The sequence below is a fragment of the Streptomyces sp. NPDC000134 genome, assembly GCF_042899225.1.
In the GTDB taxonomy this organism is placed as follows: Bacteria; Actinomycetota; Actinomycetes; order Streptomycetales; family Streptomycetaceae; genus Streptomyces.
The window spans coordinates 12,091-29,178 of the sequence record NZ_JBIAZN010000037.1 but is presented as its reverse complement, the minus strand read 5'-3'; the positions used below and the strand labels follow the sequence as shown (position 1 = coordinate 29,178).

The 17,088-nt window shown below is 71.4% G+C and carries 18 protein-coding genes, 1 tRNA gene, 2 pseudogenes and 1 CRISPR repeat array; of the genes and pseudogenes, 5 read left to right on the top strand and 16 right to left on the bottom strand.

The window, feature by feature from the left end; translation table 11 throughout:
- Positions 1-354: 354 nt before the first annotated feature.
- Complete coding sequence (locus ACFY32_RS33380) at positions 355-789, top strand: VOC family protein (protein ID WP_390676275.1); 435 nt, start codon at positions 355-357, stop codon at positions 787-789.
- A 69-nt stretch (positions 790-858) separates the two neighbouring features.
- On the opposite strand, the gene ACFY32_RS33375 is transcribed toward ACFY32_RS33380, so the two are convergent.
- The 5 genes and pseudogenes from ACFY32_RS33375 to ACFY32_RS33355 all read right to left on the bottom strand — a co-directional run bounded on the left by ACFY32_RS33375 (position 859) and on the right by ACFY32_RS33355 (position 4,586).
- Positions 859-1,629, bottom strand: a complete 771-nt coding sequence (locus ACFY32_RS33375) for a transposase (RefSeq protein ID WP_390676274.1) — start codon at positions 1,627-1,629, stop codon at positions 859-861.
- 44 nt (positions 1,630-1,673) lie between these two features.
- A pseudogene (locus ACFY32_RS33370) lies at positions 1,674-1,952 on the bottom strand (transporter); the annotation flags it as partial.
- Positions 1,953-2,093: 141 nt separating this feature from the next.
- Positions 2,094-2,863: pseudogene (locus ACFY32_RS33365) on the bottom strand (transposase family protein); the annotation flags it as partial.
- A 310-nt stretch (positions 2,864-3,173) separates the two neighbouring features.
- Positions 3,174-3,698 (bottom strand): AAA family ATPase, encoded by a 525-nt coding sequence (locus ACFY32_RS33360; protein ID WP_390676273.1) that lies wholly within the window; start codon positions 3,696-3,698, stop codon positions 3,174-3,176.
- Between the two features lie 57 nt (positions 3,699-3,755).
- A complete protein-coding gene (locus ACFY32_RS33355) occupies positions 3,756-4,586 on the bottom strand; it encodes an IS5 family transposase (protein ID WP_390676277.1) in 831 nt (276 codons plus the stop codon).
- A gap of 129 nt (positions 4,587-4,715) precedes the next feature.
- Positions 4,716-4,864: a CRISPR direct-repeat array (repeat unit 27 nt; unit sequence GAGCATCCCCGCAGGCGCGGGGTCGAC).
- A 142-nt stretch (positions 4,865-5,006) separates the two neighbouring features.
- Between ACFY32_RS33355 and ACFY32_RS33350 the strand changes: the two genes are divergently transcribed.
- Together ACFY32_RS33350 and xerC are read left to right on the top strand one after the other, a co-directional pair.
- Positions 5,007-5,624: a helix-turn-helix domain-containing protein gene (locus tag ACFY32_RS33350; RefSeq protein ID WP_359202429.1), complete on the top strand. Its 618-nt coding sequence runs from the start codon at positions 5,007-5,009 to the stop codon at positions 5,622-5,624.
- The gene (xerC, locus tag ACFY32_RS33345; RefSeq protein ID WP_390676272.1) at positions 5,614-6,831 is read left to right on the top strand and encodes a tyrosine recombinase XerC; all 1,218 of its coding nucleotides are present in this window, start codon (positions 5,614-5,616) and stop codon (positions 6,829-6,831) included. Before ACFY32_RS33350 ends, xerC begins: the two co-directional genes overlap by 11 nt.
- A 110-nt stretch (positions 6,832-6,941) precedes the next feature.
- Here the strand turns inward: xerC and ACFY32_RS33340 are convergent.
- A tRNA-Pro gene (locus tag ACFY32_RS33340) sits at positions 6,942-7,015 on the bottom strand.
- Between the two features lie 136 nt (positions 7,016-7,151).
- Here ACFY32_RS33340 and ACFY32_RS33335 point away from each other — a divergent pair.
- Positions 7,152-7,859 carry a transketolase gene (locus ACFY32_RS33335; protein ID WP_359202342.1) on the top strand — a complete coding sequence of 236 codons (708 nt, stop codon included), beginning with the start codon at positions 7,152-7,154 and terminating at the stop codon, positions 7,857-7,859.
- A gap of 27 nt (positions 7,860-7,886) precedes the next feature.
- Positions 7,887-8,798 (top strand): transketolase family protein, encoded by a 912-nt coding sequence (locus ACFY32_RS33330; protein ID WP_390676271.1) that lies wholly within the window; start codon positions 7,887-7,889, stop codon positions 8,796-8,798.
- A gap of 23 nt (positions 8,799-8,821) precedes the next feature.
- On the opposite strand, the gene ACFY32_RS33325 is transcribed toward ACFY32_RS33330, so the two are convergent.
- The 10 genes from ACFY32_RS33325 to ACFY32_RS33280 form a co-directional block, all read right to left on the bottom strand.
- The gene (locus ACFY32_RS33325) at positions 8,822-10,291 is read right to left on the bottom strand and encodes an MFS transporter (protein ID WP_390676270.1); all 1,470 of its coding nucleotides are present in this window, start codon (positions 10,289-10,291) and stop codon (positions 8,822-8,824) included.
- A 124-nt stretch (positions 10,292-10,415) separates the two neighbouring features.
- The gene (locus ACFY32_RS33320) at positions 10,416-10,775 is read right to left on the bottom strand and encodes an MmcQ/YjbR family DNA-binding protein (RefSeq protein ID WP_390676269.1); all 360 of its coding nucleotides are present in this window, start codon (positions 10,773-10,775) and stop codon (positions 10,416-10,418) included.
- 135 nt (positions 10,776-10,910) lie between these two features.
- The gene (locus ACFY32_RS33315) at positions 10,911-11,480 is read right to left on the bottom strand and encodes a GNAT family N-acetyltransferase (RefSeq protein WP_390676268.1); all 570 of its coding nucleotides are present in this window, start codon (positions 11,478-11,480) and stop codon (positions 10,911-10,913) included.
- Positions 11,477-12,052 carry a helix-turn-helix domain-containing protein gene (locus ACFY32_RS33310; RefSeq protein WP_390676267.1) on the bottom strand — a complete coding sequence of 192 codons (576 nt, stop codon included), beginning with the start codon at positions 12,050-12,052 and terminating at the stop codon, positions 11,477-11,479. The genes ACFY32_RS33315 and ACFY32_RS33310 overlap by 4 nt, the downstream gene beginning before the upstream one ends.
- A 46-nt stretch (positions 12,053-12,098) precedes the next feature.
- The gene (locus ACFY32_RS33305) at positions 12,099-13,001 is read right to left on the bottom strand and encodes a LysR family transcriptional regulator (protein WP_359202330.1); all 903 of its coding nucleotides are present in this window, start codon (positions 12,999-13,001) and stop codon (positions 12,099-12,101) included.
- A 22-nt stretch (positions 13,002-13,023) separates the two neighbouring features.
- The gene (locus ACFY32_RS33300) at positions 13,024-14,265 is read right to left on the bottom strand and encodes a glycine C-acetyltransferase (RefSeq protein WP_359202328.1); all 1,242 of its coding nucleotides are present in this window, start codon (positions 14,263-14,265) and stop codon (positions 13,024-13,026) included.
- Positions 14,266-14,284: 19 nt separating this feature from the next.
- Complete coding sequence (gene tdh / locus ACFY32_RS33295) at positions 14,285-15,313, bottom strand: L-threonine 3-dehydrogenase (RefSeq protein WP_390676266.1); 1,029 nt, start codon at positions 15,311-15,313, stop codon at positions 14,285-14,287.
- A gap of 166 nt (positions 15,314-15,479) precedes the next feature.
- Entirely contained in the window at positions 15,480-16,055 is a 576-nt protein-coding gene (locus tag ACFY32_RS33290) for a GAF domain-containing protein (RefSeq protein ID WP_359202324.1), read from the bottom strand.
- A 63-nt stretch (positions 16,056-16,118) separates the two neighbouring features.
- Entirely contained in the window at positions 16,119-16,736 is a 618-nt protein-coding gene (locus ACFY32_RS33285; protein ID WP_359202322.1) for an ATP/GTP-binding protein, read from the bottom strand.
- Positions 16,714-17,088: a DUF742 domain-containing protein gene (locus ACFY32_RS33280; protein WP_359202320.1), complete on the bottom strand. Its 375-nt coding sequence runs from the start codon at positions 17,086-17,088 to the stop codon at positions 16,714-16,716. The genes ACFY32_RS33285 and ACFY32_RS33280 overlap by 23 nt, the downstream gene beginning before the upstream one ends.

The following is a 17,088-nucleotide window of genomic DNA, read 5'->3' as shown; positions in this document are numbered from 1 at the left end:
TCCTGGAGGCCGCCCGGCGCTGACCCGCCCTGCGTCGACACGCAGGTCAGCGGGCTCTCCTCACTCCGGACCGGCTTCACCGTGGACGACACGGCCCCAGGCCCTGGCAACGGACAGCATCCGTGTTTGTGCTCTAAGGGTTGTCCCGCAACTGATCCAGGTTCGAAGGTGGTTCGTGCAGGACTGAATCCGGGAGACCACTGAGGCGCTCCGCCGCCACGGTCGCGTCGTTCTCCTGGACTGTTCGGTTTGATCGCTTGGTGTCCGTGGCGGCCCAGGATGCGACGGGTGGCAGGCGGATCCGCCTGGGGAAATGAGCGGCAGGGTCACCCTGCTACGCGGTACGGTGCGCCGATGTCAGAGATCAAGAAGTTCCAAGTCACCTTTGACTGCGCAGAATCTGAGCGCCTAGCTCGCTTCTGGTGTGAAGTGTTGGGGTACGTCACGCCGCCGCCACCTGAGGGGTTCACCACCTGGGACGATTTCAACCGCACCCTGCCTCCTGAGAAGCAGGGATCGTGGTTCGCCTGCAGTGATCCCTCAGGCGTAGGCCCGCGCCTGTTCTTCCAGCGCGTCCCGGAAGGCAAGATCGTCAAGAATCGGGTGCATCTCGACGTCCGGGTCGGGACCGGGCTCGTGGGGGACGAGCGCCTCGCCGCGCTCGAAGCTGAGTGCGCACGACTGGTCGCGCTCGGTGCGACCCACGTGCAAACCCTGTATGCCGATGAGGAAAACGAGTCGTGCATCCCGATGCTGGACATCGAGGGCAACGAATTCTGTATCGACTGAACATTCTTCGAGCCGGGGAGGCGGGGGGCCACCTCCCTTGGGCCTCTCCGGTCTCGCATGGGGCGGAAGTTACCCCGTGAGGGCGAGGTTGTGCAGCCGGGCGATGCCGAGCATGGCGGTGTGAACGCCGTCGCCTTTCAGACGGCAGTCACGAAGGATCTTCCATGCCTTCATCCGGGCGAAGACATGCTCGACACGGGCCCGGATCTTGCGGTGCGAGGTGTTGTGCTCCTCTTTCCAAGCTGGCAGTTCGGTCTGGCCGCATTCACGGCGGTGCGGAATGAGCAAGCCGGTGCCCCGATAGCCGCCGTCCGCGATGACCGTGGCCCGGCCGACGGCGGCCTTCGCACCGGAAAGTTCCCATGCCTTGCAATCGTTGCGGTTGCCGGGCAGCGGCCGGCCGACGGCGACGACGAGTCGGGAGTCGGCGTCGATGACGACCTGGTGGTTGGTGGAGTACCGGTAGTTCTTCGACTGCTCGGCGATGGTGTGGTCGCGGGTCGGGACCAGGGTGCCGTCCACAATCAACACAGCGCCCTTGCGGAACCGCTTGCGCTGCTGGAGCGCGAGCGACGGCCCAAGGTGGTCGATGATGCGGTCGGCCGCCGACTTTGACACCCCGAACAGCGGGGCGAGCTGGCGCAGGGTGAGGTTGGTGCGCCAGTACGCGGCGACCAGCAGGACCCGGTCCTCCAGAGGCAGGCTCCAGGGCCGACCCTTACGGACCGGAGCCGCACCCTCGCGCCGCAACGCAGCGATCTTCTTGCCGAACTGACGTGGGCTCAGCCCGGCGAACGGGGCTATCCAAGAGGGCTCCGACGCCGTGATCACACCAGCCACGGCAAGATCATCTCACCTGTGACCAGCAGTTACGGGACAGCTCTCAGGTAGAACAGGCCCTGATTGATCACGCCGGCATCCGTGCCGCGCTTGTACTCCACGATGACCGGCGATCCGTTCTCATCCAGCCCGAGCGAGTCGATCCGGCCCCCGTGCACCGGCCCGGTGTTGTACTCGCTCGCCAGGAAACGGACGCCCAGCAGCGTCTCCATGTGCGCCTCGACAAGACCCTGCACATCGGCCTCGGTCTCAGCAAGACGCGGCATGACCTGGGTCATGCCGCTATTCGTCGCGTCCGTGCGGAACAGCTTCAGGCCCGACACCTTCTCCTCCTCGGCTCGGAGGTCACCAACGCCGACGTGGTGCGGAATTAGTTTCCGCGAGAGCCTCCGGGGACGTGAAGATGGTGTGAGACCCCACGTGCGGCCCGATCAGGGAGCGCTCGCGTCCCCCGGTCACCGGGAATCCGCGATTCCCCCATGTGTCTCCCGCGACTTGGGGGACAACGCCCGCCTTCTGAACGCCTGCTCCATCGTCGCAGGTAAAGCCCTCCAGCTTGACTCCGGCTTCGGAACGTGCTTATTCAACTTCCGTACCTCCTGGTGCGCTGGGGTGACGCGGCTCAGACCGAGGTAGCCGTCGTCCAGAAGGACCCGGCGTCGGGGAAGTGCTGGAAGCAGACGGCGATGCCTTCATTGCGGGCCGCCGTGGCGTCGTGCATACGTCCAGGCCGCAGGGCATCGGTCCACAACGTGCGGCCCCGCCAGTCGGCCTCACGGTGGCTTTCATCGTGTTGCGCTTTTCCTTGCCCGAGACGAACGCACGGCGTCCGCCACGGGTGGCCGGCGGACCTGGATCTCAGTGGCATCCAGGCGCGATTCGATGCTCTCGGCCTGAGCGTAGGCGAACACGTCCGGCAACGTCCGCAGACGCAGGCCAGGGCGGTCGGGGACCGCACGCGGTCGACGCCGGACAGCAGGCCCAGAACCGAATGCGGCAGGTCGTGCGGCAGATGGATCAGCGTGGCCAACAGCCGGTCGACGAACACCATCTGATGGCGGGCGCCAGCACCGCAGCCCGCTTCCGGACCCCACCGCGTACAGCATGACGGCGGCCCTCAAGGCTGGCCTGCCACCGCACGGTCAGCCCCTCGACTGAACAAGCGAGATGCTGCCGAGAGATTCCTGTGAAACAGGCGATGCGCCAGCACTGTCCGATTAGCCGTGATCACCACACCCGGATCCTGCCACCTGCCCGGCCCGACGCCTCACCCGCTATCACGCACCAGCTCGTAACCCATACATACCCCGCGTCACATGGAGCATCCCCGCAGGCGCGGGGTCGACGTCCCCCTTCAGGGGGGCGGTCCGCTCCATTCCGGAGCATCCCCGAAGGCGCGGGGTCGACCTCGTCGCCTCGAACGCTCCCAGGTCGACGGGCGGAGCATCCCCGCAGGCGCGGGGTCGACTAGGGCCTGTCCGGCGGATCATCTCGGGCTGGCGCGGGTACGCCCGGTACGGGCGCGTTGCCGAGGGCTATAGCAGTCACGCGAACGACGGCCACCGGCCGGCGGCCCACTCCCGCCAGCCCACCCAGCCAGGCGGCGGGCCGACGACCCCGCGGCCCTCCAGTTCCGCCGCGTCGGGCTCCTCAAAATTCGCCCGCCCCTGCAGGATGTCGGCCTCGGACATCGGCAACGTCTCCTCTGGCGTGGTCGCCCAACGATGGGCAATACGGGCACGTTGGGACTCCTCGTCCACCGGCAGGTAGACCATGCGGAAACACGCCTCCTCGGCCTCCACCAGCCAGCGGATCGCAGACCGTTCGTCCCGCGACCAACAGCCGAAGTCCACAACGACGTTAATACCCAGCCGGACCGTCTCCAAGGCCAGCCAGAGCATCCGCCCCTCCAGCACGTCGCGCTTCCCGTCCGCCTCCGCCTCGCCGAACAGGGGAATCATCCAGTCGTCGGGCGTCAAGCGCAGCGCGCCGTGCTCCGCGGCGAGCTGCCGGGCCCGGGTGGTTTTTCCGGCTCCCGGCAGGCCGACCATCAGGAACAACGTGGTCACACCCTGATCGTGGCAGGGAAGCCAATCAGACGACCACTGCTTTATCTGCCCGCCCGATCATGGGCTGAGCCACAGGCGGATGGAGGCCACAGTGACAGTGCCGTGGAAGACGTAGGCGCGCTTGTCGTAGCGCGTAGCCACGGCGCGGGAGTGCTTGAGCCGGCTGATCGTGCGCTCGACCTCGTTCCGGCGCTTGTATTTCTCCTTGTCGAAGCCCGCGGGCCGACCTCCTTGACTTCCTCGGCGCCTGCGGTTGGCCCGCTGGTCCTTCGGTTCCGGGATGGTGTGTTTGATCTGGCGTCTGCGCAGGTAGCGGCGATTGCGGCGGGAACTGTACGCCTTATCACCACCCAAGTGGTCGGGACGCGTGCGCGGGTGCCCTCCGCGGGGGCGCTTGACCCGGATACGCTCCAGGACGGGGATCATCTGCGGGCTGTCGCCCCACTGGCCGGGGGTGACCAGCAGGGCCAGCGGTCGGCAACCGCCCTCCCCGGCGAGGTGGATCTTGCAGGTCAGGCCGCCCCGGGAACGGCCGAGTCCTTCGTAGGAGCGGTGCTGCCGAGGTAACGACCTCCTCTTCGAAATCCGTGGTGCTCTGTGCGGCGCCCCTGTCGCGTGCTGGTGAGCCCGGCACGAGGTGGAGTCCGCACTCACCATGCTCCAGTCGATCCGCCCTTGGGCGTCGGCATCAGCCTGGACGGCCTGGAGGATCTTTTCCCAGGTGCCGTCTGCGGACCACCGGCGATGGCGCTCATAGACGGTCTTCCAGTTCCCGAACCGCTCTGGCAAGTCACGCCAGGGGACGCCCGTACGAATCCGGAACAAGATCCCGTTGATCACCGTTCGGTGATCACACCAGCGCCCGCCTCGACGCCCGGACTTCGGCAGATGCGGCGCAGGCCGTGCCTACTCGTCGCCTGTCAGGTCACCCCGCCCCACGACCAGAACAATGGCCCCAAACGCCAGCGGTTACATGATCCGCCGGACAGGTCCTAGCCCGCCTCGGGGCCCCATGTTGAGCATCCCCGCAGGCGCGGGGTCGACCCGCCGTACGGCCCGAGGTGACGACCGAGGGTCGGAGCATCCCCGCAGGCGCGGGGTCGACCCCGAGGCCGCGGCCTGGCACATCGGTGACGGCGGAGCATCCCCGCAGGCGCGGGGTCGACACTTGCTGAGCAGGCACTTCGCCAGTTGCGGTAGCTGTTTTCATTCAGTGGCTTCTCCGGGGGGCAAAGAGGATCAGCTCCTCGAAGTCCACGGGCCGAACAGCGGCCGGGGCTCGCAGCGCAGACTCCTTCACCGCTCCGAGTGGCCGGTGATCTTCGACCGTTGTGTCCTGGCAACGGACCATCCACTCCAACCCCCCTGTCCGCCGGGCAACATAGCTCGCAGTTGCCGGTTAGCCAAACCGGCGTCTCTAGGGAGAATTATCTGGTCAATGTCCAACGTGAGCACAACTACGGGACGAGGACCAGTGGTCGGTGCCACCGCCCCCACCCACCTGCTGCATGGCGTCTCCCTTTCGAGGAGCGTGTCACCCCCTGGTTTCCTTCACCGATTCGTCTACTGCTCCGTACCGTCCGGAGAACCCAGCACTTGCCCGCCCCGACCACAAAAAGCGCGAACATCGAGTCCCAGCACGAGAAGAAAACCCCAGCACAATCCGCACTTCCCCGCCCTCACACCGTCCCAGCAGCCGATAACCAAGCGCTCCTCCTGACCAACACCTGGTACTCCACCAGCGACCTGGCCGCCTGTCTTCGAGTGGACGCCTCGACCCTGCGACGGTGGCGCACCGCCAAGCCTCCTCAGGGACCACCTTTCGTCGCTCCGTCGGAACGTGTCGTCATGTACAACGGCCTCGATGTCGAGGAATGGCTGCGCAGCCGCCGTACCGTCCCGGGCAAGGAAGTCCATGGCCGGTAAGGCCATCGTCCCGATCGGGGTCCGAATATCCACGGACATCGAGCACCGCCCTGATCGCCCCAGTCCCTACCGGGCGCGCGTCCGCTGGACCGATCCCGTCACCAAGCGCCGTCTGTCACTCTCGGAGGGAAAAGCTACCGACGACGAAGCCAGAGATTGGCTGAACAGCATCGTCGAGGCCGCCGAAGCCGGCCTGACCCCCGCTCAGGCCACCGTGAAACTCGCAGAGTACGGCGACGCGAACATGGACCTCGCCCTGCGTGGCCTGGAGTCGAAAACGCTCGACCCTTACCTCGCGGGGTGGCGGATGCGTGTGATACCCGCCATGGGACACCTCGCCGTGCGGATGGTCACCAACGGGGTCGTCGACCGCGCTCTGCAGAACTGGATCGCCGAGGAGCACAGCCGCTCCACGGTGAAGAACACCATCGCCGTCCTGGTCCGCGTCATGGAGCAGGCTGTCCGCGACGGCATCATCAAGGTCAATCCCGCCCGCGTCACCGGCTGGCAGAAGCTCTACAAGCAGGCCCAGGACGAACTCCTCAACCCACGGGCGCTCGCCCTGCCCGACTGGGAGACCCTCCTCCGGCTGGCTGACACGCTCGTGGCCGCCTCCTACGATCACTACCGCGGCTGGGGAGACGTCGTCCTCTTCGCCGCCTGCACCGCCGCACGGATCGGCGAAGTCTCCGGATGCCGCATCGGAGACATCGACACCGACCAGTGGGTCTGGACCGTACAACGCCAGACCACTCCCGCCCCCGGCGGACTGACCGACAAAGGCACCAAAGGCAAACGTGCCCGCAAGGTCCCCATCATCGAAGAGATCCGTCCCCTGGTCGCCCAGCGCATCCTGTCCGCCGGCCCCGACCCCGACGCCCGCCTCTTCACCGGCCCACGCGGCGGACGCATCTCCACCGCCGTCCTGCGCGACGCCACCCACTGGGACGAGGTCGTCACCAAGCCCGGCTACGAACACCTACGTCGCCACGACCTCCGGCATACCGGACTGACCTGGTTCGCCGACGCAGGCGTGCCCGTCCACGTCCTGCGACGCATCGCCGACCACGGCTCGCTCGTCATCACCCAGCGCTACCTCCACCCCGACGTCCGCAGCATCACAGCCGCCGGCACCGCGCTCTCCGCACACCTCACCGCGCTCCGCGCCCCTCGCTCGCTCCCAAGCCCCATCGTCATGACCCGCTGACCCGGTCAAGGACGCCAAATACCCCGCTGGTCCCCAAGTGGTCCCCAAAAATGATCAAGGGCCGGTTTCGGAAACCTCCGAAACCGGCCCTCATCTGCGACTCTCACGAGTCGGGACGACAGGATTTGAACCTGCGACCCCTTGACCCCCAGTCAAGTGCGCTACCAAGCTGCGCCACGTCCCGATGCCCGCCTGACCTGGGGTTTCCCCCGGCCGAACGCGCAGGAAAACCATACCGCACTCGGAGCGGTGGTCGTGAACCGCTTTTCCGTCGGCCGGCGCTTGACCTCAAGTTTGGTCGAGGTTGCACGATCGTTCGCATGACGACCACCGAAGAACGCGGGCGTACGTACGGGTACGCCGAGCTTCCCGCACTGATGCGGCGGATGACCGGGGACGAGAAGCACGGACCGGCGGCGACGTCGACCCTGGACGTGCTGTGGGTGCTCTACGACCGGGTGCTGCGGGTCGGTCCGGAGCGGGCGGACGACCCCGGGCGTGACCGGTTCCTGCTGTCGAAGGGGCACGGGCCGATGGCGTACTACGCCGTACTGGCCGCCAAGGGCTTCCTGCCCGTGGAGTGGCTGGACGGCTTCGGCGCCTACGACTCGCCGCTCGGACACCATCCCGACCGGACGCTGGTGCCGGGGGCCGAGATCGGCAGCGGGTCGCTGGGCCACGGGCTGCCGATCGCGGTGGGCACGGCGCTGGGCCTGCGCGCCCAGGGCCTGGAGGCGCCGCGGGTGTGGGTGCTGGTCGGGGACGCCGAGCTGGACGAGGGCAGCAATCACGAGGCGATCGCCTTCGCCGGCCCCGCCGGGCTGGAGCGGCTGCACACCGTCGTCGTCGACAACGCCTCCGCCACCCATGCCCGGCCCGGCGGGATCGCCGCCCGGTTCGAGGCGGCGGGCTGGTCGGCGGTGACCGTGGACGGCCGGGACCACGAGGCACTGCACGCCGCGTTCACCGCACCGCACCCGGGCCGCCCGCACGTGGTGGTGGCCCGCGTGGAACCGAAGTCCGCCTGACCCGCCCCCCCCTCGGAAGGAACCCCCATGGACACCATGCGCGACCGATTCGCCCCTGTCGTCTCCCGGCTGCTCGACGAGGACCCGCGCGTCGCCGTGGTCCTCGCCGAGATCGGCGTGGACGGCTTCGCCGAGGCCCGGCGCCGGCATCCGGACCGGGTGATCAACGTCGGCATCCGGGAGCAGCTTCTCGTCGGCGCCGCCGCGGGGCTGGCACTGACCGGGCTGCGGCCCGTCGTGCACACCTTCGCCAGCTTTCTCGTCGAGCGGCCCTTCGAGCAGGTCAAGCTGGACCTCGGGCACCAGGACGCGGGCGCGGTCCTGGTGAGCGCCGCCGCGTCCTTCGACTGGCCCGCCGGTGGCTACACCCACATGGCGCCGGGCGACGTGGCGCTCCTGGACACCCTCGACGGCTGGACCGTGCACGTGCCCGGACATCCGGACGAGGCCGCGGCCCTGCTGCGGCACGCGGTCGCCGCCGGGGACGACAAGGTGTACGTACGGCTGTCGGTGCAGTCGAACGCCGAAGGGCTGCCGGTCGACGGGGCGCGGTTCCGCACCGTGCGCGAGGGCGGCTCCGGCGTCGTGGTCGCCGTCGGGCCGGTCCTCGACGCGGTGCTGGCCGCCACCGAGGGCCTCGACGTCACCGTCCTGTACGCCACTACCGTCCGGCCCTTCGACGCCGAGGCGCTGCGCCGGGCGGTGCGGGCGGCCCGTCCGGACGTGGTCCTGGTCGAGCCGTACCTCGCGGGCACCTCCACGGCGGCCGCGAACGACGCCCTGTCCGACGTACCGCACCGGGTCCTCGGTCTGGGTGTCGGCCGCCGTGAGCTGCGCCGGTACGGGCAGTTGGCGGAGCACATCACCGCACACGGGCTGGACGCCCGGTCGCTGCGGGAGCGGATCGGGGGGTTCCTGGCCGCGGGGGTGCGGGGCTGAGCGGCGCGGTCGTCGGCAGGACCTCAGCGGGATATCGGCTCGGGGGACGGGTCGGCCCGGACCAGGTCGCGGATCGGTGGGCCGGCGAGCAGGGCGATGACGACGACGAGGCTGATGGCACCGGCGGCGAGCAGGACGTGGTCGGTGCCGAGGAGGGACGCGGCGGGGCCCGCGAGGGCCTGGCCGACAGGCATCATCGCGAGGGAGCCCGCCACGTCGTAGGCGTGGATGCGGTTCAGCACGTCGGGCGGGACCTGGGTCTGCACGGTGGTCGCCCACATGACGCCCCAGAAGGAGAGCCCGGCCCCGGCGACGGCCGCCCCCGCCGCCATCTCGGCCACGCCGAGCCCGGCGCCGACCGACGCCGGGAAGGCGGCGAAGCCGACGAGGGCGACCGCCCCGGCGCGCAGCATCCGGCGGGGGCGCAGTCTCAGGGCGAGCAGGCCGCCGACGACGGTGCCGGCGCCGAGGGCGGAGTTGATCAGGCCGTAGGCGCTCGGGCCGTGCTCCTGGACGACCTCCGTGGCCACCAGGGGGACGGTCGGGCCCCATACGGCGATCATGTAGACGCACCAGACGAGGATGACGCCCCAGAGCCAGGAGCGGGAGCGGAACTCCCGCCAGCCCTCGACCAGATCGGCCCGGAACGCCTTGGCACCGGGCGCCGGGGCGCGGCGGCTCCCCGGCGCGGGCGGGGGGAGTCTGAGCAGCAGCAGACAGAGCGCGCTGATCGCGTACGTCGCCGCGTGGGCGGCGAAGACACCGCCGGGCGAGGCCAGGCCGACCAGGACTCCGGCGACCGCGGGGCCGGCCAACTGGGCCGCGGACTCGGCGACCCGGATGGCGCCGTTGGCTCCCTGGACGTCGGTGGCGAGGCGGGGCACGGTGCTGGCGACGCCGGGCTGGAACACGGCGCCCGCGACTCCGTTGGCGAAGCCGATCGCGCAGATCTCCCACAGCACGACGTGACCGGAGAAGAACAGGGCGGCGGTGAGGGCCTGGGTGCCGAGCCGCACCAGGTCCGCGCCGATCATCAGCCGGCGGGTGCTGAAGCGGTCGGCGATGACGCCGCCGAAGACGACGAGTCCGGCGAACGCGGCGGCCGTCGCGGCCATGGCGAGGCCGACCGCGCCCGCCCCGTACCCGTGTTGCAGCAGGCCGGCGGCGAGCGCCACGGGCAGCATGGTGTCGCCGAGCCGGGCCACGGCACGGGCGACGAAGAACAGCCCGAAGTCCCGCGACCACAGTCCCCGCGCCGGCCCGTCCCGACGCACCCCCAGCTCCGTCGGCCCGTCCCGGCGCACCCGCCCCTCCTCGGGCCCGTCCCGGCGGACCCGCCCCTCCTCGGGACCATCCCGGCGGGCCCCCGCCTGCTCGGGCCCGTGCCGGCGGACCGGCCCCTGATCGGGCCCGGCCGCGCGGGCGTCGGCCGGGTCCTCGCGGCCGGTGCCCGGCGCGCCCTCCGCGCCGGGCTGCGACGACGTGCCGTTCATCCCCGCGTCCCCCCTCCCCCACCGCCCCCCGGCGGTCCCGGCGGCACCCGGGGTCCCCTCCGCCCCGGCTGCCGCTGATGCCTTCGGATCATGCCACGGGGCGCTGACAACGCCCGAGGGCTTTTCAGCCGCCGGCCGGGAGGCCCAGCCGGGGGTACGCCTCCAGCAGTCGGGACGGGGCCGCCTGACGCCAGGAGTCGGCGAGGATGTCCCGCAGTTCCGCCTCGCCGTCCAGGGCGGCGAGGCGGACCCGCACCCAGGCGAACTGCGCCTCGTGCCCGGCGATCCAGAACTTCTCCGGCTCGGCCAGGGCCAGTTCGTCCCGCTCCTCCTTCGGGCAGCGCACGGCGATGGACGTCTCGTCCTCGGGCAGGGTGGCGAACATCTTGCCCGCGACCCGGAAGGTGGGCATACTCCAGGCGGTCTTCTCCGTGGTGTCCGGCAGGGACAGGGCGATACGGCGTACGTCTTCGGCGTCCGGCATGTCAGGCACCGTAGCCTCCGGCACTGACAATCGACGGCGGGCGCCCGTGGAGCACGGCACGGCTCCCCGCGGGTGCGCCCCGGCGGCCACGGCATCGCGCGCCCGGCGGGCCCTCGGTGATCCTTCGCCCGGCTCTCAGTGGTCCCTGCCGTCACCCCCGATCCGCTCCCCGATCCGCTCCCCGATCCGCGCCCCGATCCGCTTGAAGTACAGCGTCGTGGGACGCAGCACCCCGTCCGGGCTGGCCGCGTAGTCGGGTATGACGCCCGCGCGGGTCCAGCCCGCGGTGCGGTAGAGGTGTTCGGCGGGGCTGTCGGTCTCCGTGTCAAGGTGCAGCAAGGTGATGCCGGACGCGGCGGCGGCCTCCTCGGCGGTGGTCAGGAGGGTGCGGCCGAGGCCCCGGCCGCGCGCCTCGCGGTGCACCATCAGCTTGACCAGTTCGGCGCGGTGCCGGCTGTTGGGCTTGTCGGGGAGGGCCAGGCCGACGGTCCCGGCCACCCGCCCGTCCTGGTGCGCCACCCACACGGCGAGCGCCCCGGCGGCCACGGCGTCGGCCCGCCCGCGCCACCACGCGAGCGCCTCGGCCCGGTCGAGCGGCGCGAGGAACCCGATCGAGGCCCCGCCGCGCACGGTGTCGGTCAGCAGGTCGGCCAGTCCCTCCAGGTACGGCGGGAGGCCGGCCGCGTCCAGGCGGGTCACCGTCACGGCAGCACCACCGCCAGCAGGTACCGCGTCCCCTCGGGGCCGGGGCACCGGAACCGGGTCGGCCCCCAGACCCGCAGCCGCAGACAGTCGCCGGCGCCCACGCGGTGGACCGTGTCCCGGTCGGTGACCTCCAGCGTCCCGTCCAGGACCCAGATGTGCTGTTCCAGGCCGGGCACGGGCGGCCGGTCGTACGCCAGGTCGGCGCCGGCGGTGAGCCGTGCCTCGACGATTTCGCCGCGCAGCCCGGCGTGCGGCGGGGATACCGACCGGCGGACGAAGCCGCTGGCGCGGTCCTCCCAGACCGGCTGGTCGGCGGCGCGGACCAGCGGCGCTGGGCGGGCCTCGACCTCGCTGAGCAACTGGGACATGGTCCGTCCGTGGACCGCGCACAGGCGGTTCAGGAGGGACGCGGTGGGGCTGATCTCGGCCCGCTCGGCGCGGGACAGCGTGGACCGGCTCACTCCGGTACGTTCCGCCAACTCGGCCAGCGACCAGCCCCGTTCGGTGCGCAGCTCGGCCAGCCGGGCGCCGAGCCGCGCGTCCACCGGATCGGGAGCGACAGTGTGTCTCATATTCGGGAAGCTATCCCAGATATGAAACAGCCGGGTTACGGAAGCCTCACTCCTCGGCCGCCGCCTCCAGCGCGTCCAGCACCGGCCGGATCAGCGGATGCCGCTCCGCGCCCCGGCGTACGGCGGCGAAGACCCGGCGCGTGGGCGCGGTCCCGTCGACCGGGCGGACGACCACGCCGGCCAGGTCCACGCCGCGCAGCGCCGAGCGCGGGACGAGGGCCACGCCCGCCCCGGCGGAGGCGAGGGCGACCACCGCGCGGAAGTCGTCCGAGGAGTGCTCGGGGCTCGGCTGGAACCCGGCGCTCTCGCAGGCCAGCATGACCACGTCGTGGCAGGGGTTGCCGGGGTAGGGCCCGATCCACGGGTCCTTGGCCAGTTCCGCGAGCGGCACCTCCGCGGCGCCCGCCAGGCGGTGGGCGACCGGGACGACCGCGTCGAAGGGCTCGGCGTACAGCGGGACGTGGGCCAGGCGCGGGTCGTCGGCGGGCGGCGCCCCGCGGTACTCGACGGCGACCGCCACGTCGACCTGCCGGTCCAGCAGCATCGGCAGGCTGGCGTCGCCCTCGGCGTCCTGCACGCGCAGCCGGATGCCGGGCGCGGTGCGGGCCAGCCGGGTCACCGCGGGCGCCACGACCTGGGCGATGCCGGTGGCGAAGGAGGCGACGGTGACCGTGCCGGCCCGGCCGCCGGCGTAGGCGGCCAGCTCGGCCTCGGCCCGCTCCAGTCGGGCGAGGACGGCGTTGGTGTGGCCGAGCAGGATCTCACCGGCCGGGGTGAGCCGTACGCCCTTGGCGCCGCGCTCGACCAGGCGGTGGCCGGTCTCCTGCTCCAGGGCGGACAGTTGCTGGGAGACCGCCGAGGGCGTGAGGTACAGCGCGGCGGCGGCCGCCGTCACCGTGCGGTGGTCGGCCACCGCCCGGAGGATGTGCAGCCGCCGCGCCTCGATCATGCGGACGATTATCGCAAGCCGGTCAGACGCCCGGTTCCGGCCGCGTCCCCACGGAGGCTTCCGCTGCCCCCGGGGCGTCCAGTTCCGCCCGCGCCGCCACGAACGCGGCCACCGCGCGGTGCACGTCCCGCGTGGAGTGCGCCGCGGACAACTGGACGCGGATACGGGCCTGGCCCTGCGGGACGACCGGGTAGGAGAAGCCGATCACGTACACGCCGCGCTCCAGGAGCAGCTCGGCCAGGCGGCCGGCGCGGGCCGCGTCGCCGATCATCACCGGGGCGATGGCGTGGTCGCCGGGCAGCACGTCGAAGCCCTCCTCGGTCATCCGGCGCCGGAACAGCGCCGTGTTCTCGGCGAGCCGCACCCGCAGGTCGTCGGCCGACTCCAGCAGGTCGAGGACCTTCAGGGACGCGGCGGCGATCACCGGGGCGAGCGTGTTGGAGAACAGGTACGGCCGGGAGCGCTGGCGCAGCAGGGCGACGATCTCCGCGCGGGCGGCGACGTACCCGCCGGAGGCGCCGCCGAGGGCCTTGCCGAGGGTGCCGGTGATGATGTCGACGCGGTCCATGACGCCGTGCAGTTCGGGGGTGCCGCGCCCGCCGGGGCCGACGAAGCCGACGGCGTGTGAGTCGTCGACCATGACCATCGCGTCGTACCGGTCGGCGAGGTCGCAGATCTCGCGCAGCGGGGCCACGTAGCCGTCCATGGAGAACACGCCGTCGGTGACGATCAGCTTCCGGCGCGCCCCGGACGCCTCCTTCAACCGGCGCTCCAGGTCGGCGAGGTCGCGGTTGGCGTAGCGGAGGCGGCGGGCCTTGGACAGGCGGATGCCGTCGATGATGGAGGCGTGGTTGAGGGCGTCGGAGATCACCGCGTCCTCGGGGCCGAGCAGCGTCTCGAAGACACCGCCGTTGGCGTCGAAGCAGGAGGAGTACAGGATCGTGTCCTCCTGGCCGAGGAACGCCGACAGCCGGGCCTCCAGTTCCTTGTGCACCTCCTGGGTGCCGCAGATGAAGCGGACGGAGGCCATGCCGTAGCCCCAGCGGTCCAGGGCCTGGTGGGCGGCGGCGATCACCTCGGGGTGGTCGGCGAGGCCGAGGTAGTTGTTGGCGCAGAAGTTGAGGACCTCGCCGGGACGGCCGCCCGCGGTGACGGCGACCGTCGCCGACTGGGGGGTGCCGATGACGCGCTCGGGCTTGTGCAGTCCGGCGGCGCGGATCTCGTCGAGGGTGGCGCGCAGGTCGGCGCGTACGGAGTCGAACATGTCAGGGGCTCCAGGAGGTTCAGAGGGTCCAGTCGAGGATGACCTTGCCGCCGCGGCCGCTCGCGGCGTCGGCGAAGGCGGCCTCGTGGTCGCGGTGGGAGTAGCGGCCGGTGATCACGGGGGCGAGGTCGAGGCCGCCCTCCAGCAGCACCGACATCGCGTACCAGGTCTCGAACATCTCCCGGCCGTAGATGCCCTTGATCGTGATCATGGAGGTGACGACCCGGGCCCAGTCGACCGGGAACTCCTCGGACGGCAGGCCGAGCATCGCGATCCGGCCGCCGTGCGTCATGTTGGCGAGCATGTCGCGCAGCGCCTCGGGGCGGCCGGACATCTCCAGGCCGATGTCGAAGCCCTCGCGCAGGCCGAGGGCGCGCTGCCCGTCGGCGATGACGGCGTCCGAGACGTCGAGGGCGAGGCTGACGCCGATCTTGCGGGCCAGGTCGAGGCGTTCCTCGCTGACGTCGGTGATCACGACGTTGCGGGCGCCGGCGTGCCGGGCGACGGCGGCGGCCATCAGGCCGATCGGTCCGGCGCCGGTGACCAGGACGTCCTCGCCGACCAGCGGGAAGGACAGGGCGGTGTGCACGGCGTTGCCGAACGGGTCGAAGATCGCGGCGATGTCGAGGTCGACGGGGACGCGGTGCACCCACACGTTGGACGCGGGCAGGGCGACGTACTCGGCGAAGGCCCCGTCGCGGCCGACGCCGAGCCCGACCGTCGCGCGGCACAGGTGCCGGCGTCCGGCCAGGCAGTTGCGGCACTTTCCGCAGACCAGGTGGCCCTCGCCGCTGACCAGGTCGCCGGCCGCGACCTCGGTGACGTTCCGGCCGGTCCCGACGACCTCGCCGACGAACTCGTGCCCGACCACCAGCGGGGCGCGCACGGCCTGCTGGGCCCAGCCGTCCCAGTTGCGGATGTGCAGGTCGGTGCCGCAGATGCCGGTGCGCAGCACCTTGATGAGGACGTCACCGGGTCCGACGGCGGGCTCCGGTACGTCCGTGAGCCACAGGCCGGGCTCCGCCTTCTCCTTGACGAGCGCCTTCAACGCTGGGGCTCCTGACGGGTGCGGCCCGGCGCGCGGGCACGCCGGGGCGGCCCACGTCCGGGGAGATGAGGGGGATCGCCCAGCAATCTGCCGTACGCCGCCGCGCGGAGTCCATCGAGGTTTTCTTAACCCGGGCCGCAGCTTTCCTTCACGCCGCGGCGGAGCCTCACAGCGGCAGGCCGTCGTCCGCGCTCCGTTCGATGCGGGCCACCAGCTCGGCCGCCGCCGACTTGATGGTGTCCAGCCCGGCCCGTCCCCACGGCCGGGGCCGTACGTCGGCGGCGCCGACCGTGCCCAGGACGGTGCCGGTGCCGTCGATGAGCGGGGCGCCCAGGTAGGAGCGGATGCCGAACTCGTCGACGACCGGGTTGCCCGCGAACCGCGGGTAGTCCCGGACGTCCTCCAGGACCAGCGCCCGCCGCCGGGCCACGACATGCGGGCAGAAGCCGTGGTCGCGCGGCTGGAACCGGCCGAACTCGGGACCGGTGCCGTCGCCCCGCACCCCCGGGGGCACCTCGGGTCTGCGCAGCCCGGCGAAGAACTGCCCGTTGTCGACAGGGAAGTTGACCATGGCGTACGGCGCTCCGGTCAGCTCGGCCAGGCCGTCGGCGAAGGCGTCGAGGGCGGCCTCCGGGCGCCGGCCGAGGCCGAGCAGGCGCAGCCGCCGGGTCCGGGCGGGGCCCTCCGGGTCCTCGGGGGTGAGCAGCAGACGTCCGACCGGGCGCGGCGGGTCGTAGCTCATGGGCGGGCTCCGGCGCTGTGGGCGTACGACATCAGCGGCTCCCTGGCGGTGTGTGCGGGTGGGTCACATGTGGGCGCCATACCCCGTGGCGGGGGCGGGCGTGTGGGCGATCAGATGGCGTACGAGGGTGAGCAGGGTCTGTACGCCGGAGCTGGAGATCCGGGCGTCGCAGCGCACCACGGGGACCTCCGCGGGGAGGTCGATGGCGAGGCGGACCTCCTCGGTGCCGTAGCGGTGGGCGCCGTCGAACTCGTTGACGGCGACGACGAAGGCGAGTCCGCGCTGTTCGAAGAAGTCGATGGCGGCGAAGGACTCCTCCAGGCGGCGGGTGTCGGCGAGGACGACCGCGCCGAGGGCGCCCTCGCACAGCTCGTCCCACATGAACCAGAACCGTTGCTGTCCGGGGGTGCCGAACAGGTACAGCACGTGTTCCGGGCCGAGGGTGATGCGGCCGAAGTCCATCGCGACGGTGGTCTCCTGCTTGTTCTCGACGCCGTCGAGTCGGTCGGTGGCGGCGCCGGCGGTGGTCAGGAGTTCCTCGGTGCTCAGCGGCGCGATCTCGCTGACCGCGCCGACGAACGTGGTCTTGCCCACCCCGAAGCCGCCCGCGACCAGGATCTTCAGGGCGGTCGGGAACGGGTCGGTGCCGTCGGCGCGGTCAGAGCTGTCGTCGTAGTCCATCGAGCACTGCCTCCAGAAGGGCCCGGTCCGTCGGGTGGTGGTGGAACGGGGCGGGTGGCTTCGCGGTCAGTGCCCCGCAGTCGAACAGGTCCGACAGCAGCACCTTGGTGACCGCCACCGGCAGCCCCAGGTGGGCGGCGACCTCGGCGACCGGGACGGGTGCGCGGCACAGGTCGAGGGCCTGGGCGTGCTCGGGGCCGAGGTAGCCGAAGGGGGCGGCTCCGGTGGCCATGACCTGGGACATCAGGTCCAGGGCGACGGTGGGCCGGGTGCGGCCGTTGCTGACCGTGAAGGGGCGCACCAGCCGTCCGGCCGCGTCGTCGAGCCAGGGCCCGTCGCCGACCGCCGCCAC

Excerpts from the sequence above, each read along its gene's own strand:
- ACFY32_RS33380 (WP_390676275.1), top strand. The coding sequence starts at position 355 with ATGTCAGAGATCAAGAAGTTCCAAGTCACCTTTGACTGCGCAGAATCT.
- xerC (WP_390676272.1), top strand. The coding sequence starts at position 5,614 with ATGGCCGGTAAGGCCATCGTCCCGATCGGGGTCCGAATATCCACGGAC.
- ACFY32_RS33335 (WP_359202342.1), top strand. The coding sequence starts at position 7,152 with ATGACGACCACCGAAGAACGCGGGCGTACGTACGGGTACGCCGAGCTT.
- ACFY32_RS33330 (WP_390676271.1), top strand. The coding sequence starts at position 7,887 with ATGGACACCATGCGCGACCGATTCGCCCCTGTCGTCTCCCGGCTGCTC.
- ACFY32_RS33325 (WP_390676270.1), bottom strand. The coding sequence starts at position 10,291 with ATGAACGGCACGTCGTCGCAGCCCGGCGCGGAGGGCGCGCCGGGCACC.
- ACFY32_RS33320 (WP_390676269.1), bottom strand. The coding sequence starts at position 10,775 with ATGCCGGACGCCGAAGACGTACGCCGTATCGCCCTGTCCCTGCCGGAC.
- ACFY32_RS33310 (WP_390676267.1), bottom strand. The coding sequence starts at position 12,052 with ATGAGACACACTGTCGCTCCCGATCCGGTGGACGCGCGGCTCGGCGCC.
- ACFY32_RS33305 (WP_359202330.1), bottom strand. The coding sequence starts at position 13,001 with ATGATCGAGGCGCGGCGGCTGCACATCCTCCGGGCGGTGGCCGACCAC.
- ACFY32_RS33300 (WP_359202328.1), bottom strand. The coding sequence starts at position 14,265 with ATGTTCGACTCCGTACGCGCCGACCTGCGCGCCACCCTCGACGAGATC.
- ACFY32_RS33290 (WP_359202324.1), bottom strand. The coding sequence starts at position 16,055 with ATGAGCTACGACCCGCCGCGCCCGGTCGGACGTCTGCTGCTCACCCCC.
- ACFY32_RS33285 (WP_359202322.1), bottom strand. The coding sequence starts at position 16,736 with ATGGACTACGACGACAGCTCTGACCGCGCCGACGGCACCGACCCGTTC.